Here is a 19,805-nt window from a genome sequence, read left to right as displayed (position 1 = left end):
GCGCAGGAAGCATCCTGCGCCGCCGCCCGGCCGATCAGGGGGTGCCGAGCGCGGCCTCCAGGCTGCGCAGCCGCGCCGCCTGTTGCGCGTCGATCTGCGATGCGCGCGCCACCGCCGCGTCCAGCGCGGGGTAGGGCACCTTGCCCGCCATGCCCCGTTCGCTTGCCAGCCCCTCGAGCGCCAGCAGCGTATCGGTCACCGACCCGCGCGTCCCGCTCAGCTGGGTCAGCGCGGTCTGGGCATCCAGCCACCGGTCCGATCCGCGCGGCAGCCCGCTGGCGACCGCGACCTTCGCCTCGGTCTCGTTGGCCAGCGTCGAGAAGGCACGCTGCTGCGCCTCCAGCGTGCCGAGCAGCTCGGCAACGCGCTTGTCCAGCGCCGCATCGGGCTCGGCCACGGGCACGGTCCGCTTCGGCTCGGCGATGCCGACCGACTCGATCGGCCGGGGCAACAGCGAGGGATAGGTCCGGCCGGTGTCCGAACAGCCGGCAAGTGCCAGGGCGAGAAGGGGAAAGGCGGCGCGACGCATGGCATCGATCTATGCCGCGCAAGAGGGCCGCGCAACCGCCGCGAAAATAAGCTGAAGAAAGTCGCGACAAAGGGCTTGCGCGAATCCGGAGTCGCTTCTATCAGCGCCACTCCCAAGCGCCCGTAGCTCAGCTGGATAGAGCATCAGACTACGAATCTGAGGGTCGGACGTTCGAATCGTTCCGGGCGCGCCATTTCCTCCCAGCAGGAAATCGAGGGTCACAAAGGGGCAGCTTCGGCTGCCCCTTTTTGTTTTGCGGCATATTGGTCAGGACGTAGCTGCGAGCTTTTCCCATCTGATCAGCCGATGTCATCGGCCGTGCATCTCACCTGAATTCTATCCGATCCTTCAGGACGCTTACAAAAAATGCTGACTTGGCTGGCGGCGAGGAGGGCATGTCCGGCAGGGTGATGAAGAAGCGGGTCTTTTGCTCATGCAGGGTGCCGCAATCAAACACTGCAATATGGTCGACTATTTTTCCTTCGAGCAGCTGGCGAAGGCTCGCAGTGATAGCGGGCGCGAAGGCCCGTCCGTTGCGGGCGACGGAAATCCTTCGGCGAATGCTGTTGGGGTGCTGATCTACCGAAATCCTCACTACACTATGAGGGCATTTCGCCTCGGCACTCACCAGCACGGATATGGGCATGTTGGTTTCGGGCCTGTCGGCAAGGACGATTGTCTGCCCGGCCGTGTCCTGCATCGGCGCGAACGCCAGGGCTAAGATTGTATCAATCAACATCGTGTTATCCCAACGTCAAAGTCGTTATGTCAGCGCTCCTTTGTCCCAGTGACCAGCGACAATTAGGGGGGGGAGTGTCAACATGATGCGATATCTTAATAGGAGATCGTCCGTTCAAATCGCACTGACTAAATGGTCTTCCTTGAGATCATCGCGGGTTTTATCTACCAATCTCTATCCTGTCCTTCAGGACAGTAACTAAAAATTTAGTCATCATCGGGGGCGTGGAGGGCGTCACCGGCTGATAAATGAAGATCCTGGTTTTTTCCTCGCCGGGGCGCCCGCAATCAAGCACCGACATATGGTCGACCATATGCTCTTCAAGCATTTGACGAAGGCTCGCGGTGAGAGCGGGTGAAAATGTTCGACCGTTACGGGTAACAATAAGTCGTCGACTGGATCCAGGTTGCTGGTCTATCGAGATCCGAACTACGCTGTGATGGCACTTCGCCTCAACACCCAGAAGAGCTGATGAAGGCATATAATTGACGGGAATATTCCCGAAGATAACTGTCTCCGTGCCGGTGTCTTGCGGCGGTGAAAATGCCAATGCCATGATCATGCCAATCAACATTGCAGCATCCTTCGGTCAAAAGGGCGATTCGTTGGCTCCAAATCATCACTACCTGAGGTGATGTACAAGCGATGATTTAAGAGGCGTGTGTCTAATTATTTCGTCCGGTATCCGGGCATCGATTTGCCTGCCGTCAGGGCGCGCCATTTCCTCCCAGCAGGAAATCGGGGATCACAAAGGGGCAGCTTCCGCCGCCCCTTTTTGTTTTGCGGCGCGGCCGTTACTCGGCGATCGTCCCGCAACCGGAGCCGCCTTGCATGGCCTATCTCTACCTCGCCATCGCGATCGTCGCGGAAGTGGCCGCGACCTCGCTGCTCAAGCTGTCCGACGGCTTCACCCGGCCGCTTCCGACCGCGGCGATGGCGCTGGGCTATGGCGTCGCCTTTTATTTCCTCTCGCTGACGCTTCGCACCATTCCCACCGGGATCGCCTATGCGATCTGGTCGGGCGTCGGGGTGGTGCTGATCGCGACGATCGCCTGGCTGTTCCAGGGGCAGAAGCTCGACCTGGCGGCGATGATCGGCATGGCGATGATCGTCGGCGGGGTGGTGGTGATGAACCTGTTCTCCTCCTCGGTCGCGCATTGAGCGGCGGGTGCGAAGCAGGTAGCCAGCGGAAATGACCGAGACGACGACCCTGTGGCGGCCGGTGGGGCCGGCCGAACTGGCGCTGATCCACGAGAGCGGGATGCGGCGCTTCCCGCCGCGCCTGCCCGACCAGCCGATCTTCTACCCGGTCACGACCGAGGACTATGCGGTGAAGATCGCACGCGACTGGAATGTCCGCGACAGCGGCGCGGGATTCGTCACCCGCTTCGAGGTACGCCGCGACTTTCTCAGCGCCTATGACGTCCAGGATGCGGGCGGCCGCGCGCACCGCGAATACTGGATTCCGGCGGAGGAGATGGACGCGTTCAACGACGCGATCGTCGGCGCGATCGAGGTGGTCCGGGAGTTTCGCTGACGGCGTGCCGATCGCCCGATGACAAGCTGGGCTTCGGCTGGCACGGGGCGGCACGATGACGCAGTCCCACGCCTCCAGCCGATCGATCGGGCTCGGCATCCTGTGCGGCATGGGGGCCGGCGCGCTCTGGGGGCTGGTGTTTCTTGCGCCCGAGCTGGTGCGCGAGTTCGGGCCGTTGCAGCTCACCATCGGGCGGTATCTGGCCTATGGGCTGATCTCGGCCGCGCTGATCGCGCCGCGGTGGCGGCGGCTTCGCGGTGCGATCGGGCGGCGCGAGTGGATCGCGCTGGGCTGGCTCGCGCTTGCGGGGAACACCGCCTACTTCATCCTGCTCGCCAGCGCGGTTCAGATCGGGGGGGTCGCCATGACCTCGCTGGTGATCGGCTTCCTGCCTGTGGCCGTGACGATCATCGGCAGTCGCGACCGCGACGCGGTGCCACTGACGCGCCTCGCGCCGTCGCTGCTGCTGTGCGTCGGCGGAGCGGTCTGTATCGGGTGGCAGGCGGTCGCGATGCCCGCCTCGGGATCGGTTGGGGCACAGCTGACCGGCCTGGCGTGCGCGATCGGGGCGCTCGCGTCGTGGACGGCGTTCGCGGTCGGCAATGCCCGCTGGCTCGGGCGGCTGGAGCAGGTCTCTTCCGACGAGTGGAATTTGCTGACCGGGATCGTCACCGGCGCGCAGAGCCTGGTGCTGGTTCCGGTGGCGCTGGCGATCGGCACGGGGACGCATGCCGGTTCGGCCTGGGCGCTGCTGGGCGGCGTGTCGGTCGGCGTCGCGCTGTTCGCGTCGATCCTGGGCAATGCGCTGTGGAACCGGATGAGCCGGATGTTGCCGCTGACCCTGGTCGGGCAGATGATCCTGTTCGAGACGTTGTTCGCGCTGATCTATGGCTTTGCCTGGGAGGGAAGGTGGCCGAGCCTGGCGGAGGCGGGCGCATTCGCGCTGATCGTCGCGGGGGTGGTCAGCTGCATCGCCGCGCATCGTCGCCCGACGCCCGAGCTGCGCGCGGCGGCATGAGCGATTGCGGCGCCGACGGCGCTTGACGCGGGCACGCCGCGCCCCGAAACCCTGCGCGCATGGAGCCATGGCATTTCTGGGTCGATCGCGGCGGCACCTTTACCGACGTCGTTGCGCGGACACCGGCGGGGGACATGGTCACCGCCAAATTGCTGTCCGAGGATCCGGAACGCTATGACGACGCTGCCGTCGCGGCGATCCGACAGCTGACCGGGGTTGCCGAAGGGCCGCTGCCCCCGGCCGAGATCCGCATCGGCACGACCATCGCCACCAACGCGCTGCTCGAACGCAAGGGCGAGCCGGTGCTGCTGGCGATCACCCGCGGCTTTGCCGATGCTCTGGTGATCGGAACGCAGGACCGGCCCGACATCTTCGCCCGCCGGATCGTCCGCCCCGCGCCGCTCCATGCCGAGACGGTCGAGATCGAGGAACGCGTCAGCCATGAGGGCGAGGTGCTGCACCCGCTCGACCTGGACGCCGCGCGCACCGCGTTCGAGGCGGCGCATGCCCGCGGGCTGCGCGCGGTCGCGATCCTGCTGATGCACGGCTATCGCCACAGCGCGCACGAGGCGGCGCTTGCCGATCTGGCGCGCGAGATCGGCTTTACCCAGATTTCCGCCAGCCATCAGGTCGGGGCGCTGATCAAGCTGGTCGGGCGCGGCGATACCAGCGTGGTCGACGCCTATCTGTCGCCGGTGCTGCGCCGCTATGTCGAGCGGCTGGAGGATGCGCTGGACGGCGCCTCGCCCTTGTTCATGCAGTCCAATGGCGGACTGGCGCCGGGGCGCAGCTTTCGCGGCAAGGATGCGATCCTGTCGGGCCCGGCCGGCGGGATCGTCGGCATGGCGGAGACGGCGAAGCGCGCCGGGTTCGACCGGGTCATCGGCTTCGACATGGGCGGCACCTCGACCGACGTGTCGCTGTTCGCCGGCCAGTATGAGCGCGACAACGAGACGATCGTCGCGGGCGCCCGCATCCGCGCGCCGATGCTGCGCATCCATACGGTTGCGGCGGGCGGCGGATCGGTCTGCAGTTTCGAGGGCGGGCGGCTGAAGGTCGGGCCGGAATCGGCCGGGGCGCTGCCCGGACCGGCTGCCTATCGCCGCGGCGGTCCGCTGACCGTGACCGATTGCAACGTCGCGCTGGGCAAGGTTCAGCCCGACTTCTTTCCCAGCGTGTTCGGCGCGAGCGGCGACCAGCCGCTGGACCGCGAGGCGGCGCTAGCCCGGCTGGGTGAGGTGGCCGCCGCTGCGGGAATGGAACCGCTCGCCTGTGCCGAGGGGCTGATCGCGATCGCGGTCGCCAACATGGCCAATGCGATCAAGTCGATCTCGATCGCGCGGGGCCATGACGTCACCCGCTTCACGCTGGCCAGCTTCGGCGGGGCGGGCGGGCAGCATGCCTGCCTGGTGGCCGACGCGCTGGGGATCGAGACGGTGATGATCCACCCGCTCGCCGGGGTACTGTCCGCCTATGGCATCGGCATCGCCGCGCGGCGCGAGGTGCGCGAGCGGACGGTCGAGCTGGCGCCGGACGATGCGGGGCTGGGCACGGTCGCCGATGCGCTGGCGAACGAGGCGCGCGCGGCTTTGCCCGAGGCGACGCGGGTCGAGACGACCGCGCACCTGCGCACCCGGGGCAGCGACAGCACGATCGCAGTGCCGCTGGACACGCCCGAGGCGATGCGCGGCGCCTTCGCCGCCGCCTATCGCCAGCGCTTCGGCTATGAGGCGACGAGCGAGCTGATCGTCGACATGCTGCGTGCCGAGGCGATCGCCGAAAGCGATGCCGCGACGGTGCTGCCCGACGCCCCGCTGCGCACCGAGCCGCCGGTGGCGACGGTCGAGGCCTATCTGGACGGCGAGCGCCAGGCGGCGCCGGTGTTCGATCGCAAGCATCTGGCGCAAGGCGCGGTGGTCCAGGGACCGGCGATGATCACCGATCCGGTTGCGACCACCGTCGTCGAGCCCGGCTGGCGCGCGACGGTCGATGGCGATGGCTGCCTGATCCTCAGACGGGCGGAGGCGCGCGCCACCGCGGCGCTGGGCACCGCGCTCGACCCGGTGCGGCTGGAAATCTTCTCCGGCCTGTTCATGGCGATCGCCGAGGAAATGGGCGCGGCGCTGCGGCACAGCGCATCGTCGGTGAACATCCGCGAGCGGCTCGATTTCTCCTGTGCAGTGTTCGATCCCGCCGGAAACCTGATCGCCAACGCGCCGCATATCCCCGTCCATCTCGGTTCGATGGGCGAGAGTATCCGAACCATATTGGCACGGCGTGGCGATGATGGGCGGGGTATCCGCCCGGGCGATGTCTATGCGCTGAACGCGCCGTATGACGGCGGCACGCATCTGCCTGACATCACCGTCATCCAGCCGGTGTTCGTCAGCGACGAGGATGCGGCGCCCGCTTTCTTCGTCGCGGCGCGCGGGCATCATTCGGACATTGGCGGGATAAGCCCGGGATCGATGCCGCCCAACAGCCGCAGCATCGAGGAAGAGGGCATCATCTTCGACAATGTCCTGCTGGTCGAGCATGGGCATCTGTTGGAGGACGAGATCCGCGCTTTGCTCGGCTCGGGCGACTGGCCGGCGCGCAACATCGACCAGAATATCGCCGACCTGGCGGCGCAGGTGGCGGCGTGCGCGCGCGGCGCCGACGGGCTGCGCGGCACCGCCGCCGATTACGGCGTCGATGTGGTCCAGGCCTATATGGCGCATGTCCAGGATCATGCCGCACAGGCGGTGCGCGCGCTGATTCCGACGCTGAGCGATGGCAGCTTCCGCTACGAGATGGACAGCGGCGCCGCGATCCAGGTGGCGGTGACCGTCGATCGCGAGACACCGGCGCTGACCTTCGACTTTGCCGGGACCAGCGATCAGCAACCGGACAATTTCAACGCCCCGCTGGCGGTGGTGCGCGCGGCGGTGCTGTACGTGATGCGCACGCTGATCGAGACCAGCGTGCCGCTGAACGACGGCTTCCTGCGCGCGGTGACGATCCGCGTGCCCGAGGGATCGATGCTCAACCCGCGCTATCCCGCCGCCGTCGTCGCCGGCAATGTCGAGACCAGCCAGGCGGTGACCGATGCGCTGTTCGGTGCGCTGGGCGCGCTGGCGGGGTCGCAGGGGACGATGAACAACTTCACCTTCGGCAATGACCGCCACCAATATTATGAGACGATCGCCGGCGGGGCCGGAGCGGGGCCGGGTTTTGCCGGATGCGACGCAGTGCAGACGCACATGACCAACAGCCGGCTGACCGATCCCGAAGTGCTGGAGGCGCGCTATCCGGTGCTGGTCGAGACCTTCGCGATCCGCCGCGGGTCGGGCGGGGCGGGCGCATGGCAGGGGGGCGATGGCGCGGTGCGGCGCATCCGCTTCCGCGAGGGGATGCGCGCCGGCATCCTGTCCAACCATCGCCGCGTCGCCCCGTTCGGGCTGGACGGCGGCAGTGACGGCGCGGTCGGCATCAACCGGATCGAGCGTGCCGATGGCGGCGTGGAAGACCTGCCCGCGACGGCCTCCGCAGAGATGGCGCCCGGCGACGTGTTCGTGATCCAGACGCCCGGCGGCGGAGGATATGGGCGATGAGCCATTATCTGCCGCTGCTCGGCATCCTAGTCGTCGTCATCGGCTTTGCGCTGCGGCTCAATCCGATGCTGGTCGTCGTCGCATCGGCCTATGTCACCGGGCTGCTCGCGGGGAAGAACCCGGTCGAGGTCACCCAGATTTTCGGCAAGGCGTTCAACGACAACCGCATCCTGGCGATCGTGTGGATCGTGCTGCCCGCGATCGGCATGCTCGAACGCTATGGCCTTCAGCAGCGGGCGCGCGCGGTGATCCTCGGCTTTCGCGGGGCGACCGTCGGCAAGCTCCTCGTCCTCTATCTCCTCTATCGCCAGATCACCGCCGCGATCGGGCTGCACTCGACCGCCGGCCCGGCGCAGACGGTGCGCCCGCTGGTCGCGCCGATGGCGCTGGCCGCGGCGGAGAAGGAACATGGCGAGCTCGACCCCGACACGGTCGACCGAGTCAAGGCCAGCGCGGCGGCGACCGACAATGTCGGGCTGTTCTTCGGCGAGGACATCTTCTTCGCGATCGGATCGATCGTGCTGATCCAGGCGACGCTGGCGACCTACCGGATCGAGCTCACGCCGATCCAGCTGGCGCTGTGGGCGATCCCGACCGCGATCGCCGCCTTCCTGATCCACGGCCTGCGGTTGATGCTGCTCGACCGGTCGCTGGGGAGGCGGGGCAAGTGAGCGGTCCGCTGATCTCGATGGGCACGCTCTATGCGCTGCTCGGGCTGTTGTTCGCCGCCTTCGCGATCTTCGCGGTGATCGATCGCAGCAACAGCAAGCGGTTCGGCAATGCCGCCTTCTGGGGCCTGATGGCGCTCAGCCTGCTGGGCGGGTCCCATATCGGCGACCTCGCCAACGGCCTGATCGTGCTGGGGCTTGCCGGGCTTGCCGGTTTCGGCGCGCTCGGTCGCGGCACGCCGCCGACGACCAGCGATGCCGAGCGCGAGGCGTTCAGCGCGCGGCTGGGCAACCGGGTGTTCCTGCCCGCGCTCGTCATCCCGGTGACCGCGCTGATCGGCACGGTGGTGTGGGCCTATACCCCGCTCGGTCAGTCGGGCCTGATCGAGGCGAAGCGCGAGACCTATGTGTTCCTGTGCCTGGGCGCGATCCTGGCGGTGCTGGTGATCTGGGCGTGGCTGAGGCCGCCGGCCGCCGCGCCGCTGCAGGAAGGCAGCCGGCTGATCGAGGCGATCGGCTGGGCCGCGGTGTTGCCGCAGATGCTGGCGGCCCTGGGCGCGGTGTTCGCCAGCGTCGGCGTCGGCGCGATCGTCGGCGAGACGGCGCGCGCGGCGATCCCGGGCGGCAGCATCTTTCTGACGGTGCTCGTCTTCGCGCTGGGCATGGCGCTGTTCACGATGATCATGGGCAATGCCTTTGCCGCCTTCCCGGTGATGGCGGCGGGGATCGGCGTGCCGCTGCTGATCCGCGACTATGGCGGCGATCCCGCGGTGATCGGGGCGATCGGCATGCTCGCCGGCTTCTGCGGCACGCTGATGACGCCGATGGCGGCCAACTTCAACCTGGTGCCCGCGGCTCTGCTCGAGCTTCGCGACCGCAACGGCGTGATCAAGGCGCAGGTCATGACCGCACTGCCTCTGCTGGGCGTCAACATCCTCCTCATCTATTTCATGGCCTATCGATGACCGACCTCACCCCCGATCTCGCCGCCGGTTTTGCCCGGCTGACGCTCGGCCATCTCGAACAGCAATGGCCGTACAAGATGGACCTGGTGATGAACGGCGCCCACGATGTGCGGCTGCCGATCGAGCATCACCCGATCTTTCACGGCAGTTTCGACTGGCACAGCTGCGTCCATGGCTGGTGGCAGGTGCTGACGATCGCGCGCCTCTATCCCGACCTGCCCGAGGCGGCCGAGGTGCGGGCGAAGGCAGACCGGATGCTGGTGCCCGACAAGGTGGCGGGCGAACTGGCCTTTCTCGACCGACCGATGAGCGCCGGGTTCGAGCGGCCTTATGGCTGGGCCTGGCTGCTGGCGCTGCACGGCGAGGCGGCGCGGCATGATGCGGGCTGGGGCGCGGCGCTGGAGCCGTTGGCGCGCGCCTTTGCCGCGCGCTTCCACGCTTTCCTCCCCAAGCTGACCTATCCGATCCGGGTGGGAACGCATTTCAACACCAGCTTCGCGCTGACGCTGGCGCGCGACTGGGCGGAAACGTATGATCCCGCGCTGGTGAGGCTGATCGACGAGCGCGGGCGCGCCTGGTTCGGCGGCGACCGCGACTGCCAGGCCTGGGAGCCGAGCGGGGACGAGTTCCTGTCCTCTGCGCTCAGCGAGGCGTTGCTGATGAGCCGGGTGCTCGGCCGCGCGGATTTCGGCCAATGGTTCGACGCCTTCCTGCCGCGCGCCGCGTCGGGTGATCCGGCCAGCTTGTTCGTGCCGGCCTATGTCTCCGACCGCGACGACGGCAAGATCGCGCATCTCGACGGACTGAACCTCAGCCGCGCCTGGTGCTGGCGCAGCATCGCCGCGGCACTGGGCGATCACCCCGCGGCCGATGCGGCACGGGCGACGGCGCAGGCGCATCTCGATGCCAGCCTGGGCCATCTCGACGACAGCTATATGGGCAGCCATTGGCTGGCGAGCTTCGCGCTGCTCGCGCTGAGGTTGGCCTAGGCGTCGAACGCGATCCGTACCGACGGCGCGCTGCGCTGTCCGGGGCCGTGATAGACGGCTTCGATATTGTTGCCGTCAGGGTCGAGCAGGAAGGCGGCATAATAGCCGGGATGATAGGGCCGCAGCCCCGGTCCGCCATTGTCCGTCCCGCCCGCGGCAAGTCCGGCGCGGTGAAATGCCTGGACCATCGCCTCGTCGCGCGCCTGGAACGCCAGATGATGCCGCCCGGTCAGGTTGCCGGCTGCGGCTGCGCTGTCGGCGGTCGACACGAACAGTTCGTCGACCCAGAAATAGCGTTCATCGGCCCCGCCGAACGGGATGTCGAGCGCCTCGATGATGGCGGTATAGAAGCGGCGGCTGGCCTCCAGATCGGCCACCACCAGATGGACATGATCGATCAGCCTGCCGCGGTGCAGTTCCTTCGCTTCCATGACGCGCCTCCCTGTATGTCGCGCTCAACGCCGTGCCGGCGCGGCGCGTTCCGTTTGGCGTGATCCTGCTGCCAGCATGGTGTCAGCAGTGAAACCTCGCCGCGCCCCCGCCGTTGAAGCTTCCCCCGAACGCGGAGCAGCGACATGATCGACCCCGAACAGCACAATCCCGAAACCGACACCGAAGCCGAAGAGATGGAAGAGGCGCAGGAGGAGGCCGCCGAAGAGCGCAAGGAAGGCGGATATCAGTGAGCCATGACGGAACGCGTCGCAGCGATGCGGCGCGTTCCGCATAGGGATTGAGCGGGTGGGAGGTGCTGACCGGCCAGCCTCCCTCGCCCACCGGAAGCGGGCGGAGCCGGACCCCTCGCTCAGATCACCCCGAACGGCACCACATGGTTGGTCCGGACATGGCCGATCTCGGCGCGGCCGAGATAGGGTACGCCCATTTCGCGGCACCAGCGGGTGATCATCTGCTCCAGCGTCTCGCCGAAGTCGGTGTCGTTCGATTGCAGGTCGGTCACCTGGCCCAGGCGGACGCCGGCGATGCCCTTCAGCTGGGTGGCGTGCGCCATCTGGAACAGCATGCGGTCGATCCGGTAGAGCGGCTCGCTCACTTCCTCGATCATCAGCACATGGTCGGTCAGGTCGGGCAGCCAGGGCGTGCCGATCATCGCGGTCAGGATCGCCAGGTTGAACGCGGCGGCCGGGCGGCGGTCGGTCTTCAGGCTGGGCTCGAGACCGCGCCGGTCGCCGTCGATCAGCCAGCCCAGCACCCAGCCGGCATCCTCGCCCGTGTCGTCGACGCCCATGCTGCTCGACATCGATCCGTGGACCTGGCGTCCGATCCGCCGGGCATAGAGCGCGCCGAGCATGAACCCCATGTCGGAATAGCCGATATAGCTCTTGTTGTGCGCCGCCGGGGTCAGTTGCGGCATCACCTCGTGCAGGATGCGGTTCGAGCCATAGCCGCCGCGCGCGAACCAGATCGCGTCGAAACCGGGATCGTTTGCGAATTCGAGAAACGCCTTTGCGCGAACCTCGTCTGGGCCGGCGAAATGACCCTGGGTCATGAAACATTGCGGGTGATAGACGATCTCGTGCGCCGGATAGGTCAGCGCCATGAAGGCCGACATGCGCAGCGCCGATTCCCGCGTGACCGTTCGTGCCGGCGCGACCACTCCGATGCGCATTGCGTCTCAACTCCAAAACAGCCGGCGCCCAGACACCCAGCGAACCCAACGCTTCGGCCCGATCGGACCGAACGCGGCGGCAGGAACCTTGCCCCCCGCGCGAACCGGCGATAGCGCGAGGCCATGGATCATCGCAAACCTTACTTCTTCGTCGGCATCGGCGGTTCGGGCATGATGCCGCTGGCGATGATCCTCGCCGGACAGGGCGCCAGCGTCGCCGGGTCGGACCGCAGCCTGGACCAGGCACGGCTGCCCGCCAAGTTCGACGACCTGAAGTCGCGCGGCGTCGCGCTGTTCCCGCAGGACGGCAGCGGCATCGTGTCGGGCGAGCTGATCGTCGTCGCCAGCGCCGCGATCGAGGCGACCGTGCCCGACATGATCGCCGCCGAGCGGGTAGGCGCGGCGCGGCTGTCGCGTGCGGAACTGCTCGCCAGCCTGTTCAACGCGGCGGACATGCCGATCGGCGTCGCTGGCACCAGCGGCAAGTCGACCGTCACTGGCATGATCGGGTGGATCCTCCACGTCTGCGGCCGCGATCCCACGGTGATGAACGGCGCGGTGATGAAGAATTTCGCCTCGCCCGACGCGCCCTTCGCCAGCGCGCTGGTGGGGCAGGGCGATGCCTTTGTCAGCGAGGTGGACGAGAGCGACGGGTCGATCGCGCTCTATTCGCCTAGGGTCGCGGTGCTGAACAATGTCAGCCTCGACCACAAGTCGATGGAGGAATTGCGCATCCTGTTCGGCGATTTCGTCGCCAAGGCGCAGACCGCTGTCGTCAACGCCGGCGATGCGGAGGCGGCGGCGCTGGCGTCGCGTGCGGGGCAGGTGGTCACATTCGCGGTCGAGGGGGATGCCGACTGGTCGGCGCGCAATCTGGTGCCCGAACCTTATGCGATCGCCTTCGACCTGGTCCACCGCGACGCGGTGCGGCGAGTGCGGCTGTCGGTGCCGGGGCGGCACAATGTGTCGAACGCGCTGGCGGCGATCGCCGCGGCGGTGGCGGCGGGCGTCGATGCGGCGGAGGCGGTTTCCGCGATCGAAGGTTTCGTCGGACTGAAGCGCCGGTTCGAGCGCGTGGGCGAGGGCGGCGGCGTGACCGTCATCGACGATTTCGGGCACAACCCCGACAAGATCGCAGCGACGCTGGACACGCTGCACGCCTTTCCCGGGCGGCTGCTGATCCTGTTCCAGCCGCACGGCTATGGCCCGCTGAAGGTGATGCGGCGCGAGCTGGTCGAGATGTTCCGGGCGCGCCTGGGTGCCGACGACCTGCTGGTGCTGCCCGATCCGGTCTATCATGGCGGCACCACCAGCCGCGAGGTGACCAGCGCCGACATCGTCGCCGATGTCGGTGGCCGCGCGCGTCACATTCCGCTGCGCGACGATGCCGCCGCGGCGCTGATCGCCGAGGCGCGGGCGGGCGACCGGATCGTGCTGATGGGCGCGCGCGACGACACGCTCAGTCTGCTCGCCGGGGACATGGTCGCGCGGCTGGGTTGACCGGTCAGGCGTCGGCGGGCGGCCGCACCTTTTCGCGGCTGACCTGCCATTCGCCATAGACCCGGACCATGGTGCGTCCGCAGCCGGTGCAGACCGAGTAGGTCTTGGTGCCGTCCTTCCAGCGCCGGGCATGGTCCCGGTGATGATTGCCGGTCAGGCAGCGAGTCAACTGAATCAACTTCATCACAAAGGGTCCCCCCAATGGACCGGTTGCGCTTCTCGCCCTCATGACGGGGACGGCCAGCAGGCCGCCGAGACCGCTGTCCACACGACCGGCAATGCCGGTTCGTATGAAGCAGGCTCCTCTCCTGGATCGATGCCCCCGCGCCGATTCCTGTCGTTGCAATACCGCAACCGATTAGCTCGACAACGGTAATTCCACGTAACATGAAGGTTTTTTAATGTTCAACTGAGCGTGTCAAATTATCAAGCATGCTTGACACCCAATTTGAGGCGAGTAAAGGTCGCTTTACTAACTGACAAGGGTGCGAGACATGGTTTCCCGAAATCCCGCCCAGAACCGCTATCTGCGGCGCTTCTTCCCGACCATCCTTCTCTATGTGGCGACCTTGTTCGCGGTGTCCTGGGGGATCCGGAGCTGGCATCCGCAGGGCGCAATGCTGGTTGTTCTTTCGGTGCTGCCCGCACTGCCGATCATCGGCGTGCTCGCGGTGATCGGCCTGTATCTGCGCGAGGAGCGCGACGAGTATCTGCGTGGCCAGGTGGTGACCGCGATGCTGATCGGGATCGGCGGCATCCTGTCGGTGGCGACGGTGATCGGCTTCCTCCAGATGAACGGGCTGGTCGGCGAGATCAGCAGCTTCTGGGCCTTTCCCGGCTGGTGCTTCTTCTGGGGCGTTGCGCATTGCGTCCTGTCGCTGCGCGAGCGCGGGGCGGCCGAATGATCAACCGGCTGCGCGTGCTGCGTGCCGAGCGCGCCTGGAGCCAGCAGGAGCTGGCCGACCGGCTGGAGGTGTCGCGCCAGAGCGTGAACGCGATCGAGACGGGCAAATACGACCCGTCGCTGCCGCTCGCCTTCCGCATCGCCGACCTGTTCGCGATGCCGATCGAGGATATATTCCAGAACCCGTCCAAGGAGACTGAATCATGACGCCGCGATTTTCGAAGAGGCTGGCGGCGACGCTGGCGCTGTCGCTTGCCGCCGCGCTCGCGCCGGCTCAGGCAAGGGCGCCGGTCGCCGCGCGGGTCCAGGCGGCGCCTGACATCCTTCAGATGGGGCATGTCTCGGTCAAGGCGATCGGCAAGGGGCCGCCGGTGATCCTGATCCCCGGCCTGTCCAGCCCGCGCGCGGTGTGGGACGGGGTCGCGCCCGACCTGGCGAAGACGCACCGTGTCTATCTGGTCCAGGTCAATGGCTTTGGCGGCGACGATCCGCGCAGCAACCTCGAGCCCGGCATCCTCGACGGCATCGTTGCCGAGCTTCACGCCTATATCCGCGAGTACAAGCTTCAGGGTACGGCGGTGGTCGGCCATTCGATGGGCGGGCTGGTCGGCATGATGCTGGCGGAGCGGCATCCGGACGATATCGGCCGGCTGCTGGTGGTCGACGCGCTGCCCTTCATCGGCCCGATCTTTGGTGCCGACAGCGTCGATGCGATCGAGGCGCGGGCGGGCCAGATGCGCGACGGCATCGCCGCGACCTATGGCCGCCCGGCGACGGCGATTACCGGCGACCCCGGCGGCAACATGTCGATGACGCCCGAGGGGCGGCGGAAGGTCGCGATGTGGGGGACGCAGGCCGACCCGCGCGTCGTCGCCCAGGCCATGTACGAGGATCTGACCACCGACCTGCGCCCGAAGCTGAAGAGCATCGCGCCGTCGCGCTTCACCGTCTTCTATGCCGCCGGCATGGGCGAGGCGCGTGCCAGGCCGTTTTGGGAGGGGGCCTATGCCGGGTCCAGGGCGACATTGGTGGCCTTTCCCCGCAGCTATCACTTCATCATGCTCGACGAACCCGATTCGTTTCGGGCCGCGCTGAACGACTTTCTGAAGTGACGCGCTTGCCCTGAATGCAGGAAAGCCCCGGCGCGCGCGGCGCCGGGGCTTTCCCACCGCGTCCGCCCGGATCGGGCGGCGCTGTCATGCCTCAATAGGTGCCAGAGAAGGACTTGTTGAGGTTGTGGTCGCTCGACCAGTCGTTGCCGCGGTCGCGGTGGCTGCCGCGCTTGTCGTCATCGCTGCCGAACATTGCGCTGCGTTCCTCGTCCTTCCACGCCGCCTTGGCTTCGTCCGCCGTCTTGCGGATCGTCACCTTGTCGTCGACGGTCTGGATCCAGCGCGACGGGATCGAGTGGTGATGGCCGCCGGCGTCGGTATCGTTCTTGGTCAGGACGATGCGATCGCCGCGGACCTTGTCGACGGTGCCCACATGGCCGCCATCGGACCCGACCACCTCCATATGCTCGGTCACGCGGTTCAGGCTGTCGCGCTGGCCCTGACGATCGGTGCGCCAGCTGTTGAACTCGCTCTGGAAGCGCTGGCGATGCTCGTTGCGATATTCGTCATAGTCGCGGTCGAGTTCCGAGATTCGCTCGTTGCGCCACGAGCGATAATGATCGTCGCGCTGGCTGTCTTCCATACGCTCACGGCGCATCCGCTCCTCGTCGCGGCGCATGTCATATTCGCGGCGGCGCTCCGCCTCCTCGTCGCCGAACCACGAGCGGACCTCGTCGCCGGCGCGGGCAAAGAAGCCGCGATCGTCATAGCTGCCATAGCCCTCGGGCCGGCGGTCATAGCTGCCACGTCCGCGGTTCTCGTCGCGGTAGCGGTCCTGGCGATAACCGCCACGCGCGCCATAGCCGCGATCGTCCGAGCGATAGTCGGGGCGGTAATAGCTGCCGTAGCTGCTTTCATAGCCGCGATCCTCGTCGCGCCCGCCGGTCCAGCCACGCGATTCATAACCGCCGCGATAGCCGCGGTCGCCTCGATCGCCTCGATCCCAGCGGTCGCGGTCGCCGCCGCGATAGCCGGCCGCCGCATAGTCGCGCGCGCTGCTGGAGCCGCGATAGCTGCCGCCGGTGCTCGGGCTGCGGAAATGTTCCTGATCGTGCGGGCCGTAATAGCTGTGATCGCCGTTGTCGAAACCGGGATAACGGTCGTTCATCTCACTCTCCTGCTTGATGGGCACAGGGACGCTCGGGCGTCCAATGGCCGATTCAGCGGATGAAACGCAGGTTAGTTCCGGGAAAAACAAAGCGTGTTCAGGCGGTTCGCCGCACGCCGAAAACAAGTCGCAGCATGGTCGCCAAGCCAGTTGCATCGCATCCGAAGCGTCGCTATCTGGATCGCCTCCCGGCGATGCCGGGATCGGTGGCGGGGCTGTAGCTCAGATGGGAGAGCGCTGCAATCGCACTGCAGAGGTCAGGGGTTCGATTCCCCTCAGCTCCACCAGCCGCCAGCCAGAGTTTTATTTGAAATCGCCAGATAGGGGTGGGCTGGAAATTTGTCCCATTCTCCTCCAGCCGTCGGATCATTTGTTGGCTGATTGCTTTTGGAATGGACATTGCGCTCCAGGCTTCCAACACGAACAGGCACCTGGAAGGAGCCATCGTCCGTAGCGCAGTTCATTTGACCGGAGGTGGCGATTTGGTGGATGCTGGCGGCTGATCGAAGAGGACCAAAAGCGCCTAACGATGCCCGCACCTGCCAGGCCCAAAATTATCACATCGTCCATGTGGACAAGTTGGCGGCGATCGCTGCCGACAAGTTTCTGCTTTCTGACGCAGTCATGGCGCAGCATCCGGCCAATGGCACCGTCATCGGCATGACACTATCAAGGCGCGTCGGATGAACGAGTTGACACTCGCAAGTCATCCGGGCCTCCACGTCGGTCAATGCGTGCCATTCTATTTCTGCCCGCGCTCGGTGATGCTCTATCTCATTCATCGCCGAAACCCGGAGCTTGCGTACCGGGGCGGTCAAAACCCGATTGTGCACCTCGTGGCCGATCTGCACGCGGGTTATCGCTTGGGCACAGGCGGAGCGGCGACGTTGGGCGTTTACGCTGTCAAACGCTGGGTCCTATTATTTCGAAGATCGTTGCGATCTTGCACAACTTGGCGACATCAATTGGAGCGCGGTGCAGACCGACCAATGGTCGGGGAGTCCGACAAAAGAGCAAAAGCAAGCGGAGTTCCTGCTTGAACGGCAGTTTCCTTGGCACCTGATCGAGCAAATTGGTGTGTTCAATCAGGCGATAGGTCAACAGGCCGGGCAGGCCATCGCAGACGCTGTGCATCGTCCCCCGGTGCACATTCGACCGGCGTGGTATTATTGAGGGCGAACGAGCATGGCGCAAATCGAACTTACAACGGGCGACATCTTGAAGGCGAAGGTGGAGGCAATCGTCAACACGGTGAACTGCGTCGGCATCATGGGGCGCGGAATCGCGCTCCAGTTCAAGAAAGCGTTCCCGGCCAATTTCCGCGCCTATGCGCTCGCTTGCGAGGACGGCGAGGTGCAGCCGGGTAAAATGTTCATCTATGACACCGGCTCGTTCACCTACCCGCGCTATATCATCAATTTTCCCACCAAGCGGCACTGGAAGGGCAAGAGTCGGATAGAAGACATCGACAGCGGACTGATTGCGCTGGTTCAGGAAATTAACGCGCGGGGGATCAAGTCCATCGCCATACCGCCGCTTGGCGCTGGCCTCGGCGGGCTGGACTGGGATGACGTTCGTACCCGCATCGAAGCTGCGTTACACGATGTGCCTAACCTCGACGTGCTGATCTATGCGCCTGAAGGTGCGCCCGAGGTGGTCATGTCGCGCAATGTGCCTAACATGACGCCGGGTCGCGCCGCGCTCATTGTGCTCATGAATCGCTATCTGAAAGGGCTCATGGATCCGTTCGTGACGCTGATCGAGGTTCAGAAGCTGATGTATTTCATGCAGGAATCCGGGCAGCCGCTCCGGCTGAACTACATCAAGCATCATTATGGCCCTTATGCCACCAACCTCTCGCATGTCCTGAACAAGGTCGAGGGACATTTCGTCGTGGGGTATCAGGATGGTGGCGATCGGCCGGATAAGGAACTCACTATCGTACCTGGCGCGATCCCGGAGGCAGAGGCATCGCTTGCGCACGAATCAGTGACGCACGCCCACTTCAACAAGGTGGCTGATCTGGTTGACGGCTTCGAGACACCATATGGACTGGAACTGCTAGCGACGGTCCATTGGGTGGCGACCCGCGAGGGGGCTGATACCCCTGAGAAGGCTCTTGCCGCGGTTCGGGGATGGAATGATCGAAAAAAGATGTTCACCGAGCGTCAGGTCGCCATCGCATTTGACCGGCTAAAATCCAAAGGCTGGTTCGCCGCCGCGTAAAAGCGAGACGACCTGAAATGCTTCAAGGCGCGCCGGCCGGCGAACTCCGAATGGTTCGCATGCGACCGCACTAGCGCCTCACCCAGGCGAGAGCCACCGGCGTCTTCGAGCCATAGGCGATCCTGACCGGCATGGTGAGCAGGACCAGGGTGCCCCCTTCCTCAATGCGCCGAACGGTCAGTTGGCCGGTAAGCGTAGCCGTTAAGCCGCCTCACTGTTGAGCGCGGTGTTTCTGGTAGGCGAGTTTGCCTGCATGGCGGCGGATGGCGATGGCGGCGACGGCGCGGCCGGTGAGGCGTTCGTCGATGTCGTCTGCGTTGTAGGACCCGCCATACCATTCGCGTAAGCGGTCGTGTTCCTCGTGTTTGGGCTCGGCCATGGCATCGAGGAACATCTCGAACCCGGGCAAGCCGCCGACATCCTCGGGCGGGCAGCGCCGGGCGCCATCGACGAAGCGCGGATATTTGACGTCGGGTTCGCCGGGACCGACTGTCTCGACGGTGATGGTGTGCCGCCACTCGTCACCCATGTCGTAGGTGTAGGCGAGTTCCCGCACACCCTGGTCGATGAGCGTCGCGAGCTTCACGTTCTTTGCAGCGGTCATGCCGCTCTCCGGCCACATCGGGTCGGGGATGCCGTAGCGCCGGTCGCCGGCCTCGAACTGCCACAGATGGCAGTCCTCCCAACCCATCGCAGCCTGGACGATGTCGTGAAGCATCTTGAGGCTGGCGGTGACTGGCGCATCGACCCGGCGCCAGATGACGGGTTCGATATCGTCCAGGACGATATACAGGCGGGCGATGGTCTCGGCGCTCATGCCGCCAGTCTGGCAGGTTCGGGGACCCAGTTCCACGGCATCAGTTGGTCCCACCGGCTTGCAGGCCAGTCGTCGGCCACTTTGGCGATAACGTCGGCGATATGGGCTTGGGCGTCGACGCCGTTCGCCTTGCAGGTCTGGATGACGATGTAGACGGCAGCGGCCCGTTCGCCATCTGCGCGAGAGCAGGCGAAAAGCCTGTAGCGGCCCGTTCGCCATCTGCGCGAGAGCAGGCGAAAAGCCTGTAGCGGCGTCCGATGGCAACACCGCGTAGCGCACACCCGGCGATCGTGTTGTCGATCTCCAGGCGACCAGCACCCGGGAAGCGCGACAGTGCCGGCCAGCGCTGCGTGCCATAGGCGATGGCCTTCGCCATCCCTGACGTGGGCGACAGGCGGCGAAGCGCGGCATTGGATATCTCAAGCAAGGCCTAGACCAGCGGCCTACTCCGTTCCGGCTGGCCGTTCATCTTCCTG

The 19,805-nt window shown here is 66.0% G+C and carries 21 protein-coding genes, 2 tRNA genes and 2 pseudogenes; 16 read left to right on the top strand and 9 right to left on the bottom strand.

Annotated features, from left to right (window positions below):
- Window positions 1–34: 34 nt before the first annotated feature.
- A complete protein-coding gene (locus ACZ1H8_RS04070; RefSeq protein WP_465180100.1) occupies window positions 35–529 on the bottom strand; it encodes a hypothetical protein in 495 nt (164 codons plus the stop codon).
- A gap of 116 nt (window positions 530–645) precedes the next feature.
- On the opposite strand from ACZ1H8_RS04070, the gene ACZ1H8_RS04065 reads away from it, so the two are divergent.
- Window positions 646–722, top strand: a tRNA-Arg gene (locus ACZ1H8_RS04065).
- 132 nt (window positions 723–854) lie between these two features.
- Here the strand turns inward: ACZ1H8_RS04065 and ACZ1H8_RS04060 are convergent.
- Window positions 855–1,268, bottom strand: coding sequence for a hypothetical protein (locus tag ACZ1H8_RS04060; protein ID WP_465180099.1), 414 nt, complete (start codon window positions 1,266–1,268; stop codon window positions 855–857).
- 160 nt (window positions 1,269–1,428) lie between these two features.
- The gene (locus ACZ1H8_RS04055; protein ID WP_465180098.1) at window positions 1,429–1,842 is read right to left on the bottom strand and encodes a hypothetical protein; all 414 of its coding nucleotides are present in this window, start codon (window positions 1,840–1,842) and stop codon (window positions 1,429–1,431) included.
- 257 nt (window positions 1,843–2,099) lie between these two features.
- Here ACZ1H8_RS04055 and ACZ1H8_RS04050 point away from each other — a divergent pair, with 257 nt between their 5' ends.
- Genes ACZ1H8_RS04050 through ACZ1H8_RS04020 form a run of 7 tightly spaced genes read left to right on the top strand, consistent with a single transcriptional unit; the run spans window position 2,100 to window position 10,038 of the window.
- Window positions 2,100–2,429, top strand: a complete 330-nt coding sequence (locus ACZ1H8_RS04050) for a DMT family transporter (RefSeq protein ID WP_110153482.1) — start codon at window positions 2,100–2,102, stop codon at window positions 2,427–2,429.
- Between the two features lie 31 nt (window positions 2,430–2,460).
- Complete coding sequence (locus tag ACZ1H8_RS04045) at window positions 2,461–2,805, top strand: hypothetical protein (RefSeq protein WP_465180097.1); 345 nt, start codon at window positions 2,461–2,463, stop codon at window positions 2,803–2,805.
- A gap of 55 nt (window positions 2,806–2,860) precedes the next feature.
- Entirely contained in the window at window positions 2,861–3,823 is a 963-nt protein-coding gene (locus ACZ1H8_RS04040) for a DMT family transporter (RefSeq protein WP_465180096.1), read from the top strand.
- 59 nt (window positions 3,824–3,882) lie between these two features.
- Window positions 3,883–7,416, top strand: coding sequence for a hydantoinase B/oxoprolinase family protein (locus tag ACZ1H8_RS04035; RefSeq protein ID WP_465180095.1), 3,534 nt, complete (start codon window positions 3,883–3,885; stop codon window positions 7,414–7,416).
- Window positions 7,413–8,087: a DUF969 domain-containing protein gene (locus ACZ1H8_RS04030; protein ID WP_110150444.1), complete on the top strand. Its 675-nt coding sequence runs from the start codon at window positions 7,413–7,415 to the stop codon at window positions 8,085–8,087. Before ACZ1H8_RS04035 ends, ACZ1H8_RS04030 begins: the two co-directional genes overlap by 4 nt.
- Before the next feature lie 8 nt (window positions 8,088–8,095).
- A complete protein-coding gene (locus tag ACZ1H8_RS04025) occupies window positions 8,096–9,049 on the top strand; it encodes a DUF979 domain-containing protein (RefSeq protein ID WP_465181333.1) in 954 nt (317 codons plus the stop codon).
- Window positions 9,046–10,038 (top strand): DUF2891 domain-containing protein, encoded by a 993-nt coding sequence (locus ACZ1H8_RS04020; protein WP_465180094.1) that lies wholly within the window; start codon window positions 9,046–9,048, stop codon window positions 10,036–10,038. The genes ACZ1H8_RS04025 and ACZ1H8_RS04020 overlap by 4 nt, the downstream gene beginning before the upstream one ends.
- Here ACZ1H8_RS04020 and ACZ1H8_RS04015 read toward each other — a convergent pair.
- Entirely contained in the window at window positions 10,035–10,469 is a 435-nt protein-coding gene (locus ACZ1H8_RS04015; RefSeq protein WP_465180093.1) for a VOC family protein, read from the bottom strand. The genes ACZ1H8_RS04020 and ACZ1H8_RS04015 overlap by 4 nt on opposite strands.
- A gap of 371 nt (window positions 10,470–10,840) precedes the next feature.
- Window positions 10,841–11,662 (bottom strand): LD-carboxypeptidase, encoded by an 822-nt coding sequence (locus ACZ1H8_RS04010; RefSeq protein ID WP_465180092.1) that lies wholly within the window; start codon window positions 11,660–11,662, stop codon window positions 10,841–10,843.
- Between the two features lie 123 nt (window positions 11,663–11,785).
- Here ACZ1H8_RS04010 and ACZ1H8_RS04005 point away from each other — a divergent pair, with 123 nt between their 5' ends.
- A complete protein-coding gene (locus tag ACZ1H8_RS04005; protein WP_465180091.1) occupies window positions 11,786–13,162 on the top strand; it encodes a glutamate ligase domain-containing protein in 1,377 nt (458 codons plus the stop codon).
- 4 nt (window positions 13,163–13,166) lie between these two features.
- Here ACZ1H8_RS04005 and ACZ1H8_RS04000 read toward each other — a convergent pair whose 3' ends face one another.
- Complete coding sequence (locus tag ACZ1H8_RS04000) at window positions 13,167–13,346, bottom strand: hypothetical protein (protein ID WP_465180090.1); 180 nt, start codon at window positions 13,344–13,346, stop codon at window positions 13,167–13,169.
- A gap of 310 nt (window positions 13,347–13,656) precedes the next feature.
- Here ACZ1H8_RS04000 and ACZ1H8_RS03995 point away from each other — a divergent pair, with 310 nt between their 5' ends.
- Genes ACZ1H8_RS03995 through ACZ1H8_RS03985 form a run of 3 tightly spaced genes read left to right on the top strand, consistent with a single transcriptional unit; the run spans window position 13,657 to window position 15,178 of the window.
- The gene (locus tag ACZ1H8_RS03995) at window positions 13,657–14,067 is read left to right on the top strand and encodes a hypothetical protein (protein WP_465180089.1); all 411 of its coding nucleotides are present in this window, start codon (window positions 13,657–13,659) and stop codon (window positions 14,065–14,067) included.
- The gene (locus ACZ1H8_RS03990; RefSeq protein ID WP_110150438.1) at window positions 14,064–14,273 is read left to right on the top strand and encodes a helix-turn-helix transcriptional regulator; all 210 of its coding nucleotides are present in this window, start codon (window positions 14,064–14,066) and stop codon (window positions 14,271–14,273) included. The genes ACZ1H8_RS03995 and ACZ1H8_RS03990 overlap by 4 nt, the downstream gene beginning before the upstream one ends.
- On the top strand, window positions 14,270–15,178 hold the full coding sequence (locus tag ACZ1H8_RS03985) for an alpha/beta fold hydrolase (protein WP_465180088.1): 909 nt from the start codon (window positions 14,270–14,272) through the stop codon (window positions 15,176–15,178). Before ACZ1H8_RS03990 ends, ACZ1H8_RS03985 begins: the two co-directional genes overlap by 4 nt.
- A gap of 91 nt (window positions 15,179–15,269) precedes the next feature.
- Here the strand turns inward: ACZ1H8_RS03985 and ACZ1H8_RS03980 are convergent, their stop codons facing one another.
- Window positions 15,270–16,286 carry a DUF2171 domain-containing protein gene (locus ACZ1H8_RS03980; RefSeq protein WP_465180087.1) on the bottom strand — a complete coding sequence of 339 codons (1,017 nt, stop codon included), beginning with the start codon at window positions 16,284–16,286 and terminating at the stop codon, window positions 15,270–15,272.
- Window positions 16,287–16,497: 211 nt separating this feature from the next.
- Between ACZ1H8_RS03980 and ACZ1H8_RS03975 the strand changes: the two genes are divergently transcribed.
- From ACZ1H8_RS03975 to darG, 4 genes and pseudogenes are all read left to right on the top strand, one after another.
- Window positions 16,498–16,573, top strand: a tRNA-Ala gene (locus ACZ1H8_RS03975).
- A gap of 202 nt (window positions 16,574–16,775) precedes the next feature.
- Window positions 16,776–17,080 (top strand): annotated as a pseudogene (locus ACZ1H8_RS03970) (DUF4433 domain-containing protein); the annotation flags it as partial.
- A gap of 4 nt (window positions 17,081–17,084) precedes the next feature.
- Window positions 17,085–17,459: a DUF4433 domain-containing protein gene (locus ACZ1H8_RS03965; protein ID WP_465181332.1), complete on the top strand. Its 375-nt coding sequence runs from the start codon at window positions 17,085–17,087 to the stop codon at window positions 17,457–17,459.
- Window positions 17,460–17,471: 12 nt separating this feature from the next.
- Window positions 17,472–18,512 (top strand): type II toxin-antitoxin system antitoxin DNA ADP-ribosyl glycohydrolase DarG, encoded by a 1,041-nt coding sequence (gene darG / locus ACZ1H8_RS03960; RefSeq protein WP_465180086.1) that lies wholly within the window; start codon window positions 17,472–17,474, stop codon window positions 18,510–18,512.
- 211 nt (window positions 18,513–18,723) lie between these two features.
- Here darG and ACZ1H8_RS03955 read toward each other — a convergent pair whose 3' ends face one another.
- Window positions 18,724–19,329 (bottom strand): plasmid pRiA4b ORF-3 family protein, encoded by a 606-nt coding sequence (locus ACZ1H8_RS03955; protein ID WP_465180085.1) that lies wholly within the window; start codon window positions 19,327–19,329, stop codon window positions 18,724–18,726.
- Window positions 19,326–19,759, bottom strand: a pseudogene (locus tag ACZ1H8_RS03950) (transposase domain-containing protein); the annotation flags it as partial. The gene ACZ1H8_RS03955 and the pseudogene ACZ1H8_RS03950, both read right to left, overlap by 4 nt.
- Window positions 19,760–19,805 lie beyond the last annotated feature (46 nt).

This window comes from Sphingomonas sp. BL-S-25 (assembly GCF_055521555.1).
Note: the sequence above shows the minus strand (reverse complement) of the source record. Positions and strands in the feature narration are given on the sequence as shown.

Bases quoted from the DNA above. Each gene is read 5' to 3' on its own strand.
- ACZ1H8_RS04060 (WP_465180099.1), bottom strand. From the start codon at position 1,268: ATGTTGATTGATACAATCTTAGCCCTGGCGTTCGCGCCGATGCAGGAC.
- ACZ1H8_RS03980 (WP_465180087.1), bottom strand. From the start codon at position 16,286: ATGAACGACCGTTATCCCGGTTTCGACAACGGCGATCACAGCTATTAC.
- ACZ1H8_RS04050 (WP_110153482.1), top strand. From the start codon at position 2,100: ATGGCCTATCTCTACCTCGCCATCGCGATCGTCGCGGAAGTGGCCGCG.
- darG (WP_465180086.1), top strand. From the start codon at position 17,472: ATGGCGCAAATCGAACTTACAACGGGCGACATCTTGAAGGCGAAGGTG.
- ACZ1H8_RS04020 (WP_465180094.1), top strand. From the start codon at position 9,046: ATGACCGACCTCACCCCCGATCTCGCCGCCGGTTTTGCCCGGCTGACG.
- ACZ1H8_RS04035 (WP_465180095.1), top strand. From the start codon at position 3,883: ATGGAGCCATGGCATTTCTGGGTCGATCGCGGCGGCACCTTTACCGAC.
- ACZ1H8_RS03955 (WP_465180085.1), bottom strand. From the start codon at position 19,329: ATGAGCGCCGAGACCATCGCCCGCCTGTATATCGTCCTGGACGATATC.
- ACZ1H8_RS04030 (WP_110150444.1), top strand. From the start codon at position 7,413: ATGAGCCATTATCTGCCGCTGCTCGGCATCCTAGTCGTCGTCATCGGC.
- ACZ1H8_RS03995 (WP_465180089.1), top strand. From the start codon at position 13,657: ATGGTTTCCCGAAATCCCGCCCAGAACCGCTATCTGCGGCGCTTCTTC.
- ACZ1H8_RS04045 (WP_465180097.1), top strand. From the start codon at position 2,461: ATGACCGAGACGACGACCCTGTGGCGGCCGGTGGGGCCGGCCGAACTG.
- ACZ1H8_RS04005 (WP_465180091.1), top strand. From the start codon at position 11,786: ATGGATCATCGCAAACCTTACTTCTTCGTCGGCATCGGCGGTTCGGGC.
- ACZ1H8_RS04010 (WP_465180092.1), bottom strand. From the start codon at position 11,662: ATGCGCATCGGAGTGGTCGCGCCGGCACGAACGGTCACGCGGGAATCG.
- ACZ1H8_RS04015 (WP_465180093.1), bottom strand. From the start codon at position 10,469: ATGGAAGCGAAGGAACTGCACCGCGGCAGGCTGATCGATCATGTCCAT.
- ACZ1H8_RS04055 (WP_465180098.1), bottom strand. From the start codon at position 1,842: ATGTTGATTGGCATGATCATGGCATTGGCATTTTCACCGCCGCAAGAC.
- ACZ1H8_RS04000 (WP_465180090.1), bottom strand. From the start codon at position 13,346: ATGAAGTTGATTCAGTTGACTCGCTGCCTGACCGGCAATCATCACCGG.
- ACZ1H8_RS03985 (WP_465180088.1), top strand. From the start codon at position 14,270: ATGACGCCGCGATTTTCGAAGAGGCTGGCGGCGACGCTGGCGCTGTCG.
- ACZ1H8_RS03990 (WP_110150438.1), top strand. From the start codon at position 14,064: ATGATCAACCGGCTGCGCGTGCTGCGTGCCGAGCGCGCCTGGAGCCAG.
- ACZ1H8_RS04040 (WP_465180096.1), top strand. From the start codon at position 2,861: ATGACGCAGTCCCACGCCTCCAGCCGATCGATCGGGCTCGGCATCCTG.
- ACZ1H8_RS04070 (WP_465180100.1), bottom strand. From the start codon at position 529: ATGCGTCGCGCCGCCTTTCCCCTTCTCGCCCTGGCACTTGCCGGCTGT.